The sequence below is a fragment of the Streptomyces asoensis genome (assembly GCF_013085465.1).
In the GTDB taxonomy this organism is placed as follows: Bacteria; Actinomycetota; Actinomycetes; order Streptomycetales; family Streptomycetaceae; genus Streptomyces; species Streptomyces cacaoi_A.
Genome location: NZ_CP049838.1, coordinates 6,164,293 through 6,181,524 on the forward strand (window position 1 = coordinate 6,164,293; position 17,232 = coordinate 6,181,524).

The window sequence follows — 17,232 nt, forward strand, 5'->3', positions numbered from 1 at the left end:
CACCATGCGACGTCACAGCATCGAACCCCGCCCCGACTGGCAGCGGACCGTCGAGGACCAGGGCCTCGTCTACCCCCTCACCCGCCACCCCGACGGCCGCCTGCGCCCGTACTGGGACGAGAGCGCGTACTACGTCTTCACCCTCGACGAGGTCGAGGCGCTGGAGGAGACCGTCGAGGAACTGCACACCATGTGCCTGGCGGCGGCCGCCCACCTCGTCGAGTCCGACCGCCTCGCCGACCTCGGCATCACCGACCCGCGGATCGCGGCGGCGGTCGTCGAGGCCTGGCACCGGCGTGCCGAACTCCCGTCCGTCTACGGCCGTTTCGACCTCCGCTACGACGGCACCGGCCCGGCGAAACTCCTGGAGTACAACGCCGACACCCCCACCTCGCTGGTGGAGGCGGCCTCCCCCCAGTGGTTCTGGATGGAGGAACGATTCCCCGGCGCCGACCAGTGGAACTCCCTCCACGAACGCCTGATCGCCGCCTGGAAGAAGCAGGGCCCTCTCCTCCCGCCCGGCAGCCCGCTCTACTTCGCGCACTCCTCGGAGGACGAGCTGGGCGAGGACCTCATGACGGTCGCCTACCTCAAGGAGACCGCCGAGCAGGCCGGCCTGGACACCGACTGGATCTCCATGGAGGAGATCGGCTGGGACCCGCTGTCCGGCCGCTTCGTCGACCGGCAACTCCGCTTCATCCGCAGCTGCTTCAAGCTCTACCCCTGGGAGTGGCTGACGACCGACCGCTTCGCGGGCCATGTCCTCGACACCCTCGACAACGGCGGCGGCACCGGCACGACCCTGTGGATCGAACCGGCCTGGAAGATGCTCCTCAGCAACAAGGCCCTGCTGGCCGTCCTGTGGGAGCTGTACCCCGGACACCCCAACCTCCTCCCCGCCTACCTCGACGGCCCCCGCGAACTGGCGGCCACCACCGGCTATGTGGCCAAGCCGCTGCTGGGCCGCGAGGGCGCCGGCGTCACCCTGCACGAACCGGGCGGCGATCCCGCCCCGCGCACCGACGAAGCCTGCTGCTACCAGCAGTTGGCGCCCCTCCCCGCGTTCGACGGCAACCACGTCGTCCTCGGCGCGTGGATGGTGGAGGACGAGTCGGCCGGCCTCGGCATCCGCGAGTCCTCCGGCCTGATCACGGACGAGTACGCCCGCTTCCTGCCCCACGTGATCCTCTAGACCCCGGATCCTCCAGACCCCGGATCCGCAGGTCCGCGGGCCGCTCCGGATCCACTGGAGGCGTGGTCCTGCGCGGGTCCGACGTCGCTCGCATGGTGGACGCCGGACCTTGGGATTCGGGCGTGACCGGTAGGCTGGCGAGCGGGCCGTGACTGGCGCGCTGGGATGGGACGGACCATCGGGGAGCGGCCTGTGAGCGACAAGAGTGCCGTGCGCCTGGGCCAGACCGAGAACCGTGACCGCACGCCACGCCCCCGGAGGCCGACATGTCCGAGCAGCAGTCCCTCTCCACCGAGTCCACCGCCTTCCGTGCCGCACTCGACGTGATCCGCGCCGTCGAGCCGCGTGTCGCCGACGCCATCGGCCAGGAGGTCCACGACCAGCGCGAGATGCTCAAGCTGATCGCCTCCGAGAACTACGCCTCGCCGGCCACCCTCCTCGCGATGGGCAACTGGTTCAGCGACAAGTACGCCGAGGGAACCGTCGGCCGCCGCTTCTACGCCGGCTGCCGCAACGTGGACACCGTCGAGGCGCTGGCCGCCGAGCACGCCCGCGAGCTCTTCGGCGCCCGCCACGCGTACGTCCAGCCGCACTCCGGCATCGACGCCAACCTGGTCGCCTTCTGGTCGATCCTCGCCGACCGCGTCGAGGTCCCGGCCCTCGCCAAGGCGGGCGTCCGCCAGGTCAACGACCTCTCCGACGCCGACTGGGCCGAGCTGCGCCAGGCCTTCGGCAACCAGCGCATGCTCGGCATGTCCCTGGACGCCGGCGGCCACCTCACCCACGGCTTCAGGCCCAACATCAGCGGCAAAATGTTCAATCAGCGCTCCTACGGCACCGACCCGGCCACCGGCCTGATCGACTACGAGGCCCTGCGCGCCTCGGCCCGCGACTTCAAGCCGCTGATCATCGTCGCGGGCTACTCCGCGTACCCCCGTCTGGTGAACTTCCGGATCATGCGCGAGATCGCCGACGAGGTCGGCGCGACCCTCATGGTCGACATGGCGCACTTCGCAGGACTGGTCGCGGGCAAGGTCCTGACCGGCGACTTCGACCCGGTCCCGCACGCCCAGATCGTGACGACCACCACCCACAAGTCCCTGCGCGGCCCCCGCGGCGGCATGGTCCTGTGCGACGACTCGCTCAAGGACCAGGTGGACCGCGGCTGCCCGATGGTCCTCGGCGGCCCGCTCCCGCACGTCATGGCCGCCAAGGCCGTCGCCCTGGCGGAGGCCCGTCGGCCGTCCTTCCAGGACTACGCCCAGCGCATCGTCGACAACTCCCGCGCGCTCGCCGAGGGCCTGATGCGGCGCGGCGCGACCCTGGTCACCGGCGGCACGGACAACCACCTGAACCTGATCGACGTGGCCTCCTCCTACGGTCTCACCGGCCGCCAGGCCGAGGCGGCGCTGCTCGACTCGGGCATCGTCACCAACCGCAACGCCATCCCCGCCGACCCGAACGGCGCCTGGTACACCTCCGGCATCCGCATCGGAACGCCGGCGCTGACGACCCGGGGCCTGGGCACGGCCGAGATGGACGAGGTCGCCGCCCTGATCGACCGAGTCCTCACCACGACGGAGCCGGGCACGACCAAGTCGGGCGCCCCCTCGAAGGCCGCCCACGTCCTGGACGCGAAGGTCGCGGACGAGATCTCCCAGCGGGCGACCGACCTGGTGGCGGGCTTCCCGCTGTACCCGGAGATCGACCTCGGCTGACCCGGCGGCACCCCGGGCGGCCCCCGTGGCCGCCCGGGACCCGTTCCGGGCGGTCTCCGCGCTCTGAGACAATGATGAGTATGGCCTCAGACCGACCCCGCGTGCTCTCCGGAATCCAGCCCACCGCAGGCTCGTTCCACCTCGGCAACTACCTCGGCGCCGTCCGCCAGTGGGTGGCGCTCCAGGAGACCCACGACGCGTTCTACATGGTCGTCGACCTGCACGCGATCACGGTCCCGCAGGACCCGAAGGAGCTCAGCGCCAACACGCGGCTGGCCGCCGCCCAGCTCCTCGCGGCCGGTCTCGACCCGGACCGCTGCACGCTCTTCGTCCAGAGCCACGTCCCCGAGCACGCCCAGCTCGCCTGGGTCATGAACTGCCTCACCGGCATGGGCGAGGCCGGCCGGATGACCCAGTTCAAGGACAAGTCCGCCAGGCAGGGCGCCGACCGCGCCTCCGTGGGCCTGTTCACGTACCCGATCCTCCAGGTCGCGGACATCCTGCTGTACCAGGCCGACGAGGTCCCGGTCGGTGAGGACCAGCGCCAGCACATCGAGCTGACCCGCGACCTCGCGGAGCGCTTCAACGGCCGCTTCGGCGAGACCTTCACGATCCCGAAGCCGCACATCCTGAAGGAGACGGGCAAGATCTACGACCTCCAGGACCCGTCGATCAAGATGAGCAAGTCGGCGTCCACGCCGAAGGGCCTCATCAACCTGCTCGACGACCCGAAGGCGACCGCGAAGAAGGTCAAGAGCGCGGTCACGGACACCGACACGGTCGTCCGCTACGACACCGAGAACAAGCCCGGCATCAGCAACCTGCTCGGCATCTACTCGACGCTGACCGGCATCGGCATCCCCGAGCTGGAGCAGCGGTACGAGGGCAAGCTCTACGGCGCGCTCAAGACGGACCTCGCCGACGTCGTCGTCGACTTCGTGACGCCGTTCCGGGACCGCACCCAGCAGTACCTGGACGACCCCGAGACGCTCGACTCGATCCTGGCCAAGGGCGCGGAGAAGGCGCGCGCCGTCGCCGCGGAGACGCTTTCCCAGACGTACGGGCGAGTGGGCTTCCTGCCCGCGAAGCACTGAGCGGCGCTCGGAAGCACGCGGAAGCACTCGGGGCGCACCGCACACCTGTTCCTCTGGGCAGAGCGCTGCACATCACTTTCCCTGCGCCTGCCCAGAGCACAGCTGTGGCCGTACAGTCGATAGCCGTACGACTGAGTACGAACCCGGCAACACACCCCGCCAGGACGACATGACGACAGGAGAAGACGTGGGGACCGTAACGATCGGTGTGTCGATCGCGGTCCCGGAGCCCCACGGCAGCCTGCTCCAGGAGCGGCGCCTGGGCTTCGGCGACGTCGCGGCTCACGGCATCCCCACGCACGTCACGCTGCTGCCGCCGACCGAGGTCGGGGCGAGCGCGCTGGCGGCCGTCGAAGCGCACCTCACCGAGGTCGCCGCGGCCGGCCGCCCCTTCCCGATGAGGCTGTCCGGCACCGGCACCTTCCGGCCCATGTCGCCGGTGGTCTACGTGCGGGTCGTCCAGGGCGCCGACACCTGCGCCTGGCTCCAGCATCGGATCCGGGCCGCCTCCGGGCCGCTGACCCGCGAGCTCCAGTTCCCCTACCATCCGCATGTCACCGTCGCGCACGGCATCGACGACGCGGCGATGGACCGGGCCTTCGAGGAGCTCGCCCACTACGAGGCGGAGTGGTCCTGCACCGGCTTCGCCCTCGCCGAGCAGGGCGCCGACGGCGTCTGGCGCAAACTGCGCGACTACGCCTTCGGGGGCGCGGTCGTCCCCCCGCAGGCGGCCCACGTCGACCGGGGCTCACTGCCGACGCGCTAGCGACCCGCCCCGGCGCCTCCGCTAGATCGGCAGTCTGCGGAACAGTCCGCGGGGTGCGTGGCGCAGGGCCGACATCACCACGCGCAGCACGCCCGGTACCCACACCGTCTCCGAGCGGCGCCGCAGCCCCAGCTCGACGGCCGTGGCGACCGCCTCCGGCGTGGTCGCCAGCGGCGCCTCCGCCAGCCCGGCGGTCATCTTCGTGCGGACGAACCCGGGGCGGACGACCATGACGTGCACGCCCGTGCCGTGCAGCGCGTCGCCCAGCCCCTGGGCGAAGGCGTCGAGGCCCGCCTTGCTGGAGCCGTAGATGAAGTTCGAGCGGCGGGCCCGCTCGCCGGCGACGGAGGAGAGGACGACCAGGGAGCCGTGGCCCTGGGTCTGGAGGGCGCGCGCGGCGACCAGCCCCGCCGACACCGCCCCCGTGTAGTTGGTCTGCGCGACGCGCACCGCGGCCGCCGGGTCGCGCTCGTCGTTCGCCTGGTCGCCGAGGACGCCGAAGGCGAGCAGCACCGTGTCGACGTCGCCCTCGGTGAAGACCTTGCCGAGGACCGTCTCGTGGGACTCGGGGTCGAGCGCGTCGAAGGGGACGGTGTGGACGTCCGCCCCCAGGGTGCGCAGCTCGGCGGCGGCCGACTCCAGGGCGGGCGACGGGCGCCCGGCCAGCCACACCGTGCGGGTGCGGCGGGCGATCAGACGGCGCGCGGTGGCCAGCGCGATCCCGGAGGTGCCGCCGAGGACGAGAAGGGACTGGGGGAGGCCGAAGGCGTCCTTCATGGTGACTCCTGGAAGTTGAGCCGGCGGGCGAGGTCCGACACGAACACCCCACGCGGGTCCAGCTCCGCGCGCAGCGCGCGGAAGTCGTCGAGGCGTGGGTACATCGCGGTGAGCAGTTCGGGGCGCAGCCGGGAGTCCTTGGCGAGGTAGACGCGGCCGCCCGCGGTGGCCACCTGCTCGTCCAGCTCGTCGAGGAAGGCGCCGAGGCCGGGCAGCCCGGCCGGGATGTCCAGGGCGAGGGTCCAGCCCGGGCGCGGGAAGGACAGCCAGCCGGGGTCGGCGTCCCCGAACCGTTTGAGGACGGCCAGGAAGGACGGGCAGCGGCGGGCGGAGACGCGCCCCACGATCCGGCGCAGGGTGTCCTCCTGGCCGTGCCCGACGACGAACTGGTACTGCACGAAGCCGTCGCGGCCGTAGACGCGGTTCCAGTGCGGGACGCCGTCGAGGGGGTGGAAGAAGGCGGACAGGCTCTGGAGTTCGCCGGTACGCGCGCGTGGCGCGCTGCGGTACCAGAGATCGTTGAACAATGCGACGGTCGTGCGGGTGAGCAGGCCGCTCGGCAGGAACGCGGGAGCGGTCGGCAGCCGGGACGGGCGGAACGCGAGCGGGGCCCTGCGCGCGCGGGCGGGCAGCGCGTCCAGGGGTGCGTGCTCGCCGCGGGTCAGGACCGCGCGTCCGGTGGCCGCACCGCGCGCGAGGAGGTCGATCCACGCGACCGAGTAGCGGTAGCGGTGGTCGCCGGCCGTCAGCCGGGCCATCAGGTCGTCGAGGTCGGCGGCCCGCTCGGTGTCGACCGACATCAGCGACGTCCCGACCGGCTGGAGCCGGATCCTGGCCGTCAGGACGACGCCGGTCAGGCCCAGGCCGCCGGCGGTCGCGTCGAACAGGTCGGTGCCCTGCTCCACCGTGCGGATCGTGCCGTCCGCCGTGAGCAGTTCGAAGGACAGCACATGCCGGGCGAAGGACCCGGAAACATGGTGGTTCTTGCCGTGGATGTCGGCGCCGATCGCGCCGCCCACGGTCACGTACCGGGTGCCGGGGGTCACGGGCACGAACCAGCCGAGCGGCAGCAGGACTTCCATGAGCCGGTGCAGGGAGACTCCCGCGTCGCACAGGACGCTTCCGTCGGCGGCGTCGATGACGTGGATCCGGTCCAGGCCGGTCAGGTCGATCACCGCCCCGCCGGCGTTCTGCGCCGCGTCCCCGTAGGCCCGCCCCAGGCCCCGGGGGATGCCTCCGCGAGGCCCGCAGTCCCGGACCGCCGTCACGGCCTCCGCGTAGGTCCGGGGGCGGACCAGACGCCCGACGGAGGGAGCGGTGCGGCCCCATCCCGTGACGGAGACGTTCTCGGTGGTGGTCTCGGCAAGCATGATGTGGACCGTATCGCCTCTATATGGGCGATTAATTTTGAAACATGCATTACTCCCCGAAATGGGTGATTAATGGGATGTCGCTCAATATTGCCGGAGTTCCGAGGACGCAGGCGTGAACAGTGAGTCCACATGGACGAACTCGACGACCTGGACCACCGGATCCTCTCGGCGCTCCACGCCCGGGGCGCGGACCCACGCGTCGCCCGCGTCGCCCGCGCCCTCTCCTGGACGGGCGAGCACGGCGCCCTGTGGCTCGCGGCAGGCGTCGTGGGAGCCGCCGTCGACGGCTCCCGGCGCGGCGCCTGGCTGCGCGCCACCGCACTCACCGCGGGCGCGCACGCCGCCAGCGTGGGAGTGAAACGTATCGTCCGACGCCCGCGCCCCGCCCACGTCGAACCCCTCGTGCGCACCGCGGGACGGCACTCCTTCCCCAGCTCGCACGCGACCTCCGCCGCGGCCGCCGCCGTCGCCTACGGCGCGCTCGGGGCGTACGCCGCCGCACCGCTCGCCGCCGCGATGTGTCTCTCCCGCCTGGTCGCCGGCGTCCACCACCCCTCCGACGTGGCGGCGGGCGCGGCCCTGGGGGCGGTCACCGCGCGGTTGGGGGCACGCTGGATGAGAGAGGGCCACCATGGCTGAGGCACTGCTCCACCAACAGCGCACGCACCGCCCGCCGGCCCCCCGGCCCCCGAGCCACCGCCCCGGCACCCTCGTCGGCGGCCTCCTGCGGACCACCCGCCCCAAGCAGTGGGTCAAGAACATCCTGGTCGTCGCCGCCCCCGCCGCGGCCGGCCGGCTCTTCTCCCTGCACGCGGTCACCCGACTCGCCCTCGTCTTCGCCCTGTTCACCGCCTGCGCCGCCGCCGTCTACCTGATCAACGACGCCCGTGACGCCGAGGCCGACCGTGCCCACCCCACCAAGCGGCACCGCCCGATCGCCGCCGGACAGGTCCCGGTGCCCGTCGCGTACGGCGTCGCGGGCGCCCTCGCGGTCCTCGCGCCGACCGCCGCCGCCTGGCTGACGACACCCGCCGTCGCGGTGCTCCTCACCGCCTACCTGGGCATGCAACTGGCGTACTGCGTCAGCCTGAAGCACGTCCTGGTCGTCGACCTCGTCGTCGTCACGACCGGCTTTCTGATGCGGGCGATGGCGGGCGGACTCGCCCTGGGGATCCCGCTCTCCCGCTGGTTCCTGATCACCACCGGGTTCGGGGCGCTGTTCATGGTCGCGGCCAAGCGCTACTCCGAGGCCGTCCAGATGGCCGGCACGGCGGGCGCCACACGCGTGCTGCTCACCGAGTACACCACCGGCTACCTGCGCTTCGTCTGGCAGCTGGCGGCCGGGGTCGCCGTGCTCGGCTACTGCCTGTGGGCCCTGGAGGGGGGCGGCGTCCCGCACACGAGCGTGCTGCCCTGGCGCGAGCTGTCCGTGGTCGCGTTCATCCTGGCGGTCCTGCGGTACGCCGTCTTCGCCGACCGGGGCACCGCGGGCGAGCCCGAGGAGGTCGTCCTGGGCGACCGCGCCCTCGCCCTGATCGGCCTGGCCTGGCTGGCCGTGTACGCCCTCGCGGTGGCCGATCGGTGAGCCACGCGCGCGTGCCGCCACCAGGTGGCACGGCACCGGCCACCGTCCGGCCTTTCCGGGGTACCCGAACCGTGGTGTTCCGCGGTATTCGCCTCATTCGCCTCGGCGATATCCGCGTCTTTCCTCCGGACAGGGGCAGAGTCGGATCATGGACTGGCTGAAGAAGCTCCCCGGCATCGGGCCGTGGGTCGCGCGCCTCATGGCCACGCACGCGTGGCGGTCGTACGAGCGACTGGACCGGGTGAAGTGGACGCGGCTGGCCGCCGCCATGACCTTCGTCAGCTTCGTCGCGCTCTTCCCGCTGCTGACCGTGGCCGCCGCCGTCGCCGCCGCCACGCTGAGCGAGTCCCAGCAGCACGAGCTCCAGGACAAGATCGCCGACCAGGTCCCCGGCATCTCCGACCAACTGGACATCAACGGCCTGGTCCAGAACGCGGGCGCCATCGGCCTCATCGCCGGTGCGCTGCTGCTGCTCACCGGAATCGGCTGGGTCGGCCAGATGCGGGACTGTCTGCGCGCCGTCTGGGAGCGGCCCGACGACGACGAGAACCCCGTCCTGCGCAAGGCCAAGGACACCGGCGTCCTCGTCGGCTTCGGCGGCGCCGTCCTGCTCACCCTCGCCATCTCCACCGTCGCCTCGGCGCTGGTCGGCTGGATCACCGAGCAGTCCGGCATCGACAAGGAGGGCTGGGGCAGCGTCCTGCTGCGCGTCGCCGCGTTCTCCGTCGCCGTCCTCGCCGACTTCCTGCTCCTGCTGTACGTCCTCACGCTGCTGCCCGGCGTCGAACCCCCGCGCCGCCGCCTCGTCGTCGCCGCGCTCATCGGCGCCATCGGCTTCGAACTGCTGAAGCTGCTGCTGAGCGGCTATATGCAGGGTGTGGCCGCCAAGAGCATGTACGGCGCGTTCGGCGTGCCCATCGCCCTGCTGCTGTGGATCAACTTCACCTCGAAGCTGGTCCTGTACTGCGCCGCCTGGACGGCGACGGGCAGCGTCCCCGACAACCCGCGCGACATCGACGTCAGCGACGACGTCGTACCAGGTCCGGCAGCGGCCAGCGGCGGTTGACGAGGTACCCGCCGCCCGCGAGCAGCACCAGCAGGCCGCCGGTGATCGCCAGCGCGATCCACATGCCGCCCGAGCCGTTCTCGGTCACCGCGCCCGCCACCGGTTTCGCCGACACGTCACCGGCGCCGCCTGCCTGCCCGGCCTCCTCGGAGGAGGACGGGTTGGCGCCGGGCTGCGCACTGGCCTGCGCGGTGCCCTTCGGCGCGACCAGCTCACCGACCGGCGTCACCTTGCCGGCCGCCTGGAAGCCCCAGTCCAGCAGGGCGGCGGTCTCCTTGTAGACCTCGTTGTGGTCGGTCTTCTCCGGGTTCATGACCGTGACGAGCAGCACCTTGCCGTTGCGCTCGGCCACGCCGGTGAAGGTGGCGCCCGCGTTGGTGGTGTTGCCGTTCTTGACGCCCGCGATGCCCGGGTACTGGGAGATGTCGTAGTCGCCGCTGAGCAGCCGGTTGGTGTTCTGGATCTCGAAGGTCCCGCGGGTCGTCCTGCCCTTCTTCTTCGTCGTCTCGCCGGGGAACTTGGCCGTGACGGTCGAGCAGTACTCCCGGAAGTCCTGCTTCTGGAGTCCCGAGCGGGCGAACAGCGTCAGGTCGTACGCGGAGGAGACCTGACGTGGGGCGTCGTAGCCGTCCGGGGAGACGACGTTCGTGTCGAGGGCCTGGAGCTCCTCGGCGTGCTCGTTCATGTCCTTGACGGTCTCGGCGATGCCGCCGTTCATCTGCGACAGGACATGCACGGCGTCGTTGCCGGAGCGCAGGAAGACGCCGAGCCACAGATCGTGGACCGTATACGTCTCGCCCTCCTTTATGCCGACGAGGCTGGAACCGGCCCCCATGCCGGCCAGGTCCTTCGCCTCGACCTTGTGCACGGTGGTCTTGGGGAACCTCGGCAGCACGGTGTCGGCGAAGAGCATCTTCATCGTGCTCGCCGGGGGCAGCCGCCAGTGCGCGTTGTGCGCGGCGAGCACGTCCCCCGACTCGGCGTCGGCGACGATCCACGACCGCGCGGTGAGGTCCTTCGGCAGCACCGGCGCGCCCCCCGCGATCGCCACCTGCGTCCCGGCCCGGCCGAGCCGCGTGCCGCCCAGGGACGACATGTTCGCCGGGGGAGCGACCGACGGCGAGGCGGACGCGGACGGCGATCCGGACGCCGATCCGGACGGCGAGGCCGACGCGGACGGCGATCCGGACGCCGCCGGGGACGGTGACGGGCTCGGCGCCGCGAGCGAGGCGGGCGCGGTGAGCGCGAGGGACGCGAGGGTCGCGGAGGTGACCAGCAGGGATCGCCTGACGGTCTGCTTCATGGGTGCGGGCACGACGGAGAACGTACCTGGCACACGACGGGAAGTCCCGTCACCCTCCCCACCCCGGTCACGGAACCGGACAACCGCCGGTGATACTGAACCCATGAAGCTCAGCCGCCCCGTCTCCTGGTTCCTGCTCGCCTTCGGGGTGTGGAGCTGGGTCATCTGGGTCACTTTCGTCAAGAACCTGATCAAGGACAGCAGCGGACTCGCGTTCGACGACGGCGATCCCACGGCGTACTTCTGGGTGCACCTGACGCTCGCCGTCGTCTCCTTCGTATTGGGGACGGTCGTCGGGGCCATCGGGTTGCGCGGTCTGCGCGCACTGCGTCAGGCGTCATAGCCATGGTGATCGTCTTCGTGCTGCTCGCCCTGACCGTGCTGGTCACGGCCAACTGGTACCTGTGGCGGCGGCTGTTCCGCGACACCACCCGCGGCCCCGGCCGGGCGCGCCGCGGCGGCGCGGTGCTGGTCGCGGGCGGCTGGGTGCTGGCGATCGGCGCCCTGGTCGCCGAACGCACCGGCGCCCCCTTCTGGCTCCAGCGCGTACTGGCCTGGCCGGGCTTCCTGTGGCTGGCCCTGTCGGTCTACCTGCTGCTGGCCGTGCTCGTGGGCGAGGCCGTACGGCCGCTGCTGCGCCGCTTCCTGGAGAAGCGGGCCCCCGCCGAGACCCCCGCGGCACAGCCCGACCCGAAGCCGGTCCCGATCGGAGCGCCGACGGCCGAGACACCGGAGTCCGAGCGGCCGGAACGCGCCGAGCCGGCGCCCGAGGGTCCGGTGTCCGAACGGCCGGGGTCCGGGAAGCCGGCACCCGAGCGGCCGGAGTCCGGGAAGCCGGCACCCGAGGGTGCGGCGCCTGAGCGCCCGGAGTCCGAGAGTCCGGCGCAGTCTCCCTCGGCTCCCTCCCGTCGGCTCTTCGTGTCCCGGGTCGTGGCCGGTGCGGCGGCCGCGGCCGCCGTCGGGACGGTCGGCTACGGCACCTACGGCGTGCTGCGCGGCCCCAGGGTCAAGCGGGTGACGGTGCCCCTGGCCAAGCTCCCGCGCGGCGCCCACGGCTACCGGATCGCGGTCGTCAGCGACATCCATCTGGGCCCGGTCCTCGGCCGGGGCTTCGCGCAGCAGGTCGTCGACACGATCAACGCGACGCAGCCCGACCTGATCGCGGTCGTGGGCGACCTGGTCGACGGCAGCGTGAAGGACCTGGGCCCGGCGGCGGCCCCGCTCGCCCAGCTGAAGGCCCGGCAGGGCAGCTTCTTCGTCACCGGCAACCACGAATACTTCTCCGGCGCCGAACAGTGGGTCGAGGAGGTGCGCCGGCTCGGCCTGGACCCGCTGGAGAACGCCCGTACGGAACTGCCCTGGTTCGACCTGGCCGGCGTCAACGACATCGCGGGCGAGAGCGAGGGCCAGGGGCCCGACTTCGCCGGCGCGCTCGGCGACCGTGACACCACGCGCGCGTGCGTGCTCCTCGCCCACCAGCCCGTCCAGATCCACGACGCCGTACGCCACGGCGTCGACCTCCAGCTCTCCGGCCACACGCACGGCGGCCAGTTGTGGCCCGGCAACTTCCTCGCGTCCGCCGCGAACCCGACCGTGGCGGGGCTGGAACGCTACGGCGACACCCAGCTGTACGTGTCCCGGGGCGCGGGCGCCTGGGGCCCGCCCACCCGCGTCGGAGCCCCCTCCGACATCACCGTCGTCGAACTGGCCTCGACGCACGCCTGACGGCCGATCAGAAGCCTGTGGAGAGGCTGTGAAACCGGGCCGAAACAAGGCGTCGGTAAGTTCTTTCTCATCTCGCCAGAATCCTCTTCCCCCTGGCGAAACACGTGTGGTTAGGTGAGCCCGCCGCCAAGGGGAGCGGCACTTTTTTCTGTGGACTGGGCCCGTCTGGCGGCCTGGGGAGGCAGGACATCACCATGCGATCTGTTCGCATGCGGATACTCATGACGCTGCTGGTTCTCGCGGTCGTCGGAGTGGGCGGCTGGCAGTTGCTGCCGTCGCAGGACAGCGGTGGCGCGACCATCACGGTCGGCACCACGGACACCGTCACCTCGCTCGATCCGGCGGGCGCCTACGACGCCGGATCCTGGGCGCTGTTCAGCAGTGTCTTCCAGTCACTGCTGACCTACGAGCCGGGCGGCGTCTCGCCCGTGCCGGACGCGGCCAAGAGCTGTTCCTTCGTGAAGGACAGCCTCGTCACGTACACCTGCGAGCTACGTGCCGACCTCAGCTTCGTCAGTGGCTCCAAGGTGACCGCCGAGGACGTGAAGTACTCCTTCGACCGGGTCAAGAAGATCAACTCGGATGTCGGCCCGGCGTCCCTGTTCTCCACCCTGAAGTCGGTGGACGCCAAGGGCCTGAAGGTCACCTTCCACCTGTCGTCGCCGGACGCCACCTTCCCGTTCAAGGTGGCCACCGGAGCCGGCTCGATCGTCGACCCCACCAAGTACCCGGCCGACGGCCTGCGCGTCGGCAGCTCCGTCGACGGCACCGGCCCGTACCGGCTGACCGGGTACACGAAGGGCAAGAAGGTCCTGCTGTCGCCCAACTCGCACTACGAGGGCGCCGTGTCGACCGGCGCCCCGATCGAGTTGCGCTACTACGCGGACCCCGAGGCCCTGGAGAAGGCCTGGAAGGCCAAGGACGTCAAGGTCGCCACCCGTCAGCTGCCGCCCGCGGTGCTGGCCGCCCTCAACACCAGCGACCCCGACCAGCGCGTCTACGAGGCCGACGGTTCCGAGACCCGCAACCTGTACTTCAACACCCGCTCCGGCTCACCGCTGCACGAGACGGACGTCCGCAAGGCGATGGCCTGGCTGATCGACCGCGAGCAGCTGGCGGCGAGCGTGTACGACGGGACCGTCGAGCCGCTGTACTCGCTGATCCCGACCGGCATCACCGGCCACAGCACCTCCTTCTTCGACAGCTACCCGAACCAGAGCGCCGGGAAGGCCCGCAAGCTCCTGGAGTCGGCCGGCGTCAGCATCCCGGTGAAGTTCACCTACGGCTACGGCCTGGGCAGCGGCGCCGCGGCGGCCGAGGCCAAGGAGCTCAAGCGGCAGCTGGAGGCGAGCGGGCTGTTCAAGGTGGACGTCAAGGGTTACGAGTGGACCGACTTCCAGAAGCGGTGGGCCACCGGCAGACTCGACGCGTACGCGGTCGGCTGGGTCGCCGACTACCCCGACCCGGACACCTTCGCGGGCCCGCTCGTCGGCACCGACTCCACCATGAACACCGGCTACAGCGACAAGGCCGTCGACAAGTACATCGCCGGAAGCCGGCAGTTCGCCGACCGCAGCCGGGCCGCCGGCGACTTCCGTGACCTCCAGCAGGTCATCGCCGAGGAGGTGCCGGTCGTCCCGCTGTGGCAGCGCAAGGAGTACATCGTCGCCAGCGCGGACATCGGCGGCGGCCAGTTCCTGGCGGACGGCAACGGCGTGTTCCGCCTCTGGAAACTCGACTGGATCTGAGCCGAAGTCCCACCCGGCTCGCGGACTTGATCCCGTGAGCCGGGTATGCGCCCCCGTCACACCGGGCAGGCACCCGGAGCGGCACCATGTGACGGAGGTGTGTACGGGATGAGGAGCAGACGTGCTGAGACGCAACTCGTTCCGGCTGCCCCGGCATCCGGCGTCCGTCGGTCTCGCCCGGCGCCGGGTACGGGACCATCTCGCGGACTGGGGGCACGGCCCCGACGACCCGGCGCTGGCCGACGCGGTCCTCGTCGTGTCCGAGCTGGCCACCAACGTCGTACGCCACGGACCTTTGCTGGAGCGGGAGTTCGAGGTGGCCGTCACCGCCCTCGGTGACGGTTCCTGCCTCATAGAGGTCTCCGACGAGGGCCGGCTCGAACCCCGGCCGCGGCTGGTCGGGGAGTCGGAGGAACACGGCCGCGGGCTGCACCTGGTGGAACACCTCGCCGCCGCGTGGGGCGTGTGGAGCAGGGGTCGGCACGGCAAGACGGTATGGGCCCTCGTCACGGCCCCCACCTAGCCGAGCCCCACCTGGCCGAGCCCCACCTGGCCGAGCCCCACCTGGCCGAGCCCCATCTGGGCCGAGCCCCATCTGGGCCGAGCCCCACGTGGCAGCCCCTCGGTGGCACGCGCTCAGACGCAGGCCTTCGGCCGGGCCGGCAGCGTCACCGTGACGGCCAGACCCTCGCCCGGCGCCGTCCGCACGCTCACCTCGCCGCCGTGCGCCCGCACGACCCCCTGCACGATCGCCAGGCCGAGACCGCTGCCCGCGCCGCCCCCGGCCCGGAAGAAACGGTCGAAGACCCGCGCCGCGTCCTCCGGCCCCAGCCCCGGCCCCTTGTCCTCGACCGACAGCCGTACGACCCCGTCCACCCGCTCCACCCCGAGCCGCACCGGCACCTCGGCCGACGTGTGCGTGCGCACGTTGGCCACCAGGTTGCCCAGCACCTGACGCAGCCCCGACTCGTCGGCCCGCACCAGCACGGCACCGTCGGCCTCGACCGTGACCGGCCGCCCGGGCTGCTGCGCGCTCAGGTCCTGCGCCGAGTCCCGCACCAGACGGCTCACGTCGACGCCCCGCAGCCGCAGCTCGGGCCGCTGGTCGAGGCGGGCCAGCGTGAGCAGCTCGTCGACGAGCCGGCCCATCCGGTCCACCTCGCCGTTCATCCGGTCCCAGGCCCGCCGGCGCTCCTCCGGCTCGACCAGCATGCCCTGGTCGTACAGCTGGAGATAGCCGCGGATCGCGGAGAGCGGGGTGCGCAGTTCGTGCGAGGCGTCGGCCACGAAGCGGCGGAGCTGGGCCGCGCTGTGCTCGCGCGTGCGGTACGCCGTCTCCACCTGGTGGAGCATGGAGTTCAGGGCGAGCCGCAACTGTTCGACCTCCTGGGTGGGGTGGTGGCTGGAGGGCACGCGCCGGGTCAGGTCCCCCTCGGCGATCGCCGACGACGTCTCCACCATGTCCTCCAGCGGCCGCATCCGCTGCCGCACGCTGAACAGGGTCAGACAGGCGAGCAGGGCCAGCAGCAGTGTGCCGACGGCGAGATCGAGCTTCAGGGCCTTCGCTATGCCCTTGTGGAGGGCTTCGGTGGAGGTGGCCAGCAGGATGTAGGTGCCGTCGGTGAGCCGGGTCGCGGTCGCGCGGTACGTGTCGCCGTGCACGGTGACGTCGTGCGGGTCGGTGTCGGTGGTGAGGGCGAGCGGGTCGGGCACCGCTTCCGCGAGGCCGCGCTGGGCGTCGGTGGGCCGGACGTCGAAGATGGCGAGGGCCGTGCCCCGGCCGTCGACGGCGGTGAAGATCGAGTCCGGTGCCGGCCGGGTGTCCGTGCCATGCGTGTCCGTGTTCTGGGGCATGAGCCGGTCGCTGACGACGCTCAGCACGGACAGCGAGTCGATCTGGCGCAGGGTGAGCTGCGAACTGCCCAGCGAGTCACGCATCTTGGTCAGCTCGGCGTCCACCTGGTCGAGCAGGTAGTGCCGCATCCCCATCAGGCTGACGGCGGTCGCGACGACGATGCCGAGCGCGAGCAGCCCCACGTTCGCCGCCGTCAGCTTGGCACGCAGCGAGTGGATGCCGTGCCGGTGGATCCGCCTCACGCCAGCCCGTATCCGACGCCCCGCCGGGTGGTGATCACCGGCGGTCCCAGGACGTCCAGCTTGCGCCGCAGATAGCTGATGTAGGTCTCGACGACCGTCGACTCGGGCGGGGTGTGCTCGTACTGCCAGACATGGCGCAGGAGTTGCTCCTTGGGCACGATCCGGCCGCCGTTGCGCACCAGGAACCGCAGCAGCGCGTACTCGGTGGGGGTGAGCTCGACCGAGCGGCCCGCGCGGTGCACGCTGTACGTCGTCTCGTCGAGCTCCAGGTCGCCGTACCGCAGCGGCGGCCGCTGCGGAAGGACGTCGGCCGGCCGGGTACGGCGCAGCACGGCGGTGATGCGGGCGACGACCACATCGATGTCGAACGGCTTGGTGATGTAGTCGTCGCCGAAGCCGAGCGCGCCGACGATCTCGGTCGGCGCGTCCCGCGCGGTGAGGAACACCAGCGCCAGGTCCGGCCTGCGCGCCCGCAGTTCACGCCCCAGCGCCCGGCCGTCGCCGTCCGGCAGCATCACGTCCAGCAGTGCCACGTCCGGCCGGGTGCGGTCGGCGAGGGCGAGGGCCTCGCGGACGGTGCCCGCGGTCATGACCTCGAAGCGGTGGTAGCGCAGGGCGATGGCCAGGACGTCCGCGATGCTCGGTTCGTCCTCCACGACCAGCACGGTGCCGGAAGCCGTCGTCATGCCCCAAGTATCGGCGGACCCACCGACGATCGGGCCGGTTCACGCTTTGGAGTTCCTTGAGAGTCATGGTCGTCACATGTCCACGCACGCGTGGCGCCGCCG

16 protein-coding genes and 1 riboswitch are annotated in these 17,232 nt (G+C 71.6%); of the genes, 11 read left to right on the forward strand and 5 right to left on the reverse strand.

Annotated features, from left to right (window positions below; translation table 11 throughout):
• The first annotated feature begins 4 nt into the window (after positions 1 to 4).
• The 4 genes from G9272_RS27700 (at position 5) to G9272_RS27715 (ending at position 4,770) form a co-directional block, all read left to right on the forward strand.
• Positions 5 to 1,192: a glutathionylspermidine synthase family protein gene (locus G9272_RS27700; protein WP_171399035.1), complete on the forward strand. Its 1,188-nt coding sequence runs from the start codon at positions 5 to 7 to the stop codon at positions 1,190 to 1,192.
• 138 nt (positions 1,193 to 1,330) lie between these two features.
• Positions 1,331 to 1,421: riboswitch (ZMP/ZTP riboswitch) on the forward strand.
• A gap of 37 nt (positions 1,422 to 1,458) precedes the next feature.
• Positions 1,459 to 2,910, forward strand: a complete 1,452-nt coding sequence (locus tag G9272_RS27705) for a glycine hydroxymethyltransferase (protein WP_171399036.1) — start codon at positions 1,459 to 1,461, stop codon at positions 2,908 to 2,910.
• A gap of 80 nt (positions 2,911 to 2,990) precedes the next feature.
• Positions 2,991 to 4,004, forward strand: a complete 1,014-nt coding sequence (gene trpS / locus G9272_RS27710; RefSeq protein ID WP_171399037.1) for a tryptophan--tRNA ligase — start codon at positions 2,991 to 2,993, stop codon at positions 4,002 to 4,004.
• A gap of 187 nt (positions 4,005 to 4,191) precedes the next feature.
• The gene (locus G9272_RS27715) at positions 4,192 to 4,770 is read left to right on the forward strand and encodes a 2'-5' RNA ligase family protein (protein WP_171399038.1); all 579 of its coding nucleotides are present in this window, start codon (positions 4,192 to 4,194) and stop codon (positions 4,768 to 4,770) included.
• Between the two features lie 21 nt (positions 4,771 to 4,791).
• Here the strand turns inward: G9272_RS27715 and G9272_RS27720 are convergent, their stop codons facing one another.
• Together G9272_RS27720 and G9272_RS27725 are read right to left on the reverse strand one after the other, a co-directional pair.
• Positions 4,792 to 5,547 carry a decaprenylphospho-beta-D-erythro-pentofuranosid-2-ulose 2-reductase gene (locus G9272_RS27720; RefSeq protein WP_171399039.1) on the reverse strand — a complete coding sequence of 252 codons (756 nt, stop codon included), beginning with the start codon at positions 5,545 to 5,547 and terminating at the stop codon, positions 4,792 to 4,794.
• Positions 5,544 to 6,917, reverse strand: coding sequence for an FAD-binding oxidoreductase (locus G9272_RS27725; protein ID WP_171399040.1), 1,374 nt, complete (start codon positions 6,915 to 6,917; stop codon positions 5,544 to 5,546). Before G9272_RS27725 ends, G9272_RS27720 begins: the two co-directional genes overlap by 4 nt.
• A gap of 132 nt (positions 6,918 to 7,049) precedes the next feature.
• Here G9272_RS27725 and G9272_RS27730 point away from each other — a divergent pair, with 132 nt between their 5' ends.
• The 3 genes from G9272_RS27730 to G9272_RS27740 all read left to right on the forward strand — a co-directional run bounded on the left by G9272_RS27730 (position 7,050) and on the right by G9272_RS27740 (position 9,571).
• A complete protein-coding gene (locus G9272_RS27730) occupies positions 7,050 to 7,559 on the forward strand; it encodes a phosphatase PAP2 family protein (protein WP_171399041.1) in 510 nt (169 codons plus the stop codon).
• Complete coding sequence (locus G9272_RS27735) at positions 7,552 to 8,505, forward strand: decaprenyl-phosphate phosphoribosyltransferase (protein WP_171399042.1); 954 nt, start codon at positions 7,552 to 7,554, stop codon at positions 8,503 to 8,505. Before G9272_RS27730 ends, G9272_RS27735 begins: the two co-directional genes overlap by 8 nt.
• 148 nt (positions 8,506 to 8,653) lie before the next feature.
• Positions 8,654 to 9,571 carry a YihY/virulence factor BrkB family protein gene (locus G9272_RS27740; protein WP_171399043.1) on the forward strand — a complete coding sequence of 306 codons (918 nt, stop codon included), beginning with the start codon at positions 8,654 to 8,656 and terminating at the stop codon, positions 9,569 to 9,571.
• Here the strand turns inward: G9272_RS27740 and G9272_RS27745 are convergent.
• Positions 9,525 to 10,886, reverse strand: a complete 1,362-nt coding sequence (locus tag G9272_RS27745) for a D-alanyl-D-alanine carboxypeptidase family protein (RefSeq protein ID WP_367398559.1) — start codon at positions 10,884 to 10,886, stop codon at positions 9,525 to 9,527. The two genes, G9272_RS27740 and G9272_RS27745, sit on opposite strands and share 47 nt — an antisense overlap.
• A 91-nt stretch (positions 10,887 to 10,977) precedes the next feature.
• Between G9272_RS27745 and G9272_RS27750 the strand changes: the two genes are divergently transcribed.
• The 4 genes from G9272_RS27750 (at position 10,978) to G9272_RS27765 (ending at position 14,870) form a co-directional block, all read left to right on the forward strand.
• The gene (locus tag G9272_RS27750) at positions 10,978 to 11,217 is read left to right on the forward strand and encodes an SCO4848 family membrane protein (RefSeq protein ID WP_142265844.1); all 240 of its coding nucleotides are present in this window, start codon (positions 10,978 to 10,980) and stop codon (positions 11,215 to 11,217) included.
• Between the two features lie 2 nt (positions 11,218 to 11,219).
• A complete protein-coding gene (locus tag G9272_RS27755; RefSeq protein ID WP_171399045.1) occupies positions 11,220 to 12,599 on the forward strand; it encodes a metallophosphoesterase in 1,380 nt (459 codons plus the stop codon).
• Positions 12,600 to 12,793: 194 nt separating this feature from the next.
• Positions 12,794 to 14,347, forward strand: coding sequence for an ABC transporter substrate-binding protein (locus tag G9272_RS27760; RefSeq protein ID WP_171399046.1), 1,554 nt, complete (start codon positions 12,794 to 12,796; stop codon positions 14,345 to 14,347).
• A 121-nt stretch (positions 14,348 to 14,468) separates the two neighbouring features.
• A complete protein-coding gene (locus tag G9272_RS27765; protein ID WP_171399047.1) occupies positions 14,469 to 14,870 on the forward strand; it encodes an ATP-binding protein in 402 nt (133 codons plus the stop codon).
• Positions 14,871 to 14,983: 113 nt separating this feature from the next.
• Here the strand turns inward: G9272_RS27765 and G9272_RS27770 are convergent, their stop codons facing one another.
• A complete protein-coding gene (locus G9272_RS27770; protein WP_171399048.1) occupies positions 14,984 to 16,444 on the reverse strand; it encodes a sensor histidine kinase in 1,461 nt (486 codons plus the stop codon).
• Positions 16,441 to 17,130 (reverse strand): response regulator transcription factor, encoded by a 690-nt coding sequence (locus tag G9272_RS27775; RefSeq protein ID WP_171399049.1) that lies wholly within the window; start codon positions 17,128 to 17,130, stop codon positions 16,441 to 16,443. Before G9272_RS27775 ends, G9272_RS27770 begins: the two co-directional genes overlap by 4 nt.
• Positions 17,131 to 17,232: the final 102 nt, after the last annotated feature.

Coding starts and splice junctions, on each gene's coding strand:
- G9272_RS27700 (WP_171399035.1), top strand. CDS start 5: ATGCGACGTCACAGCATCGAACCCCGCCCCGACTGGCAGCGGACCGTC.
- G9272_RS27705 (WP_171399036.1), top strand. CDS start 1,459: ATGTCCGAGCAGCAGTCCCTCTCCACCGAGTCCACCGCCTTCCGTGCC.
- trpS (WP_171399037.1), top strand. CDS start 2,991: ATGGCCTCAGACCGACCCCGCGTGCTCTCCGGAATCCAGCCCACCGCA.
- G9272_RS27720 (WP_171399039.1), bottom strand. CDS start 5,547: ATGAAGGACGCCTTCGGCCTCCCCCAGTCCCTTCTCGTCCTCGGCGGC.
- G9272_RS27725 (WP_171399040.1), bottom strand. CDS start 6,917: ATGCTTGCCGAGACCACCACCGAGAACGTCTCCGTCACGGGATGGGGC.
- G9272_RS27730 (WP_171399041.1), top strand. CDS start 7,050: ATGGACGAACTCGACGACCTGGACCACCGGATCCTCTCGGCGCTCCAC.
- G9272_RS27735 (WP_171399042.1), top strand. CDS start 7,552: ATGGCTGAGGCACTGCTCCACCAACAGCGCACGCACCGCCCGCCGGCC.
- G9272_RS27740 (WP_171399043.1), top strand. CDS start 8,654: ATGGACTGGCTGAAGAAGCTCCCCGGCATCGGGCCGTGGGTCGCGCGC.
- G9272_RS27750 (WP_142265844.1), top strand. CDS start 10,978: ATGAAGCTCAGCCGCCCCGTCTCCTGGTTCCTGCTCGCCTTCGGGGTG.
- G9272_RS27755 (WP_171399045.1), top strand. CDS start 11,220: ATGGTGATCGTCTTCGTGCTGCTCGCCCTGACCGTGCTGGTCACGGCC.
- G9272_RS27760 (WP_171399046.1), top strand. CDS start 12,794: ATGCGATCTGTTCGCATGCGGATACTCATGACGCTGCTGGTTCTCGCG.
- G9272_RS27775 (WP_171399049.1), bottom strand. CDS start 17,130: ATGACGACGGCTTCCGGCACCGTGCTGGTCGTGGAGGACGAACCGAGC.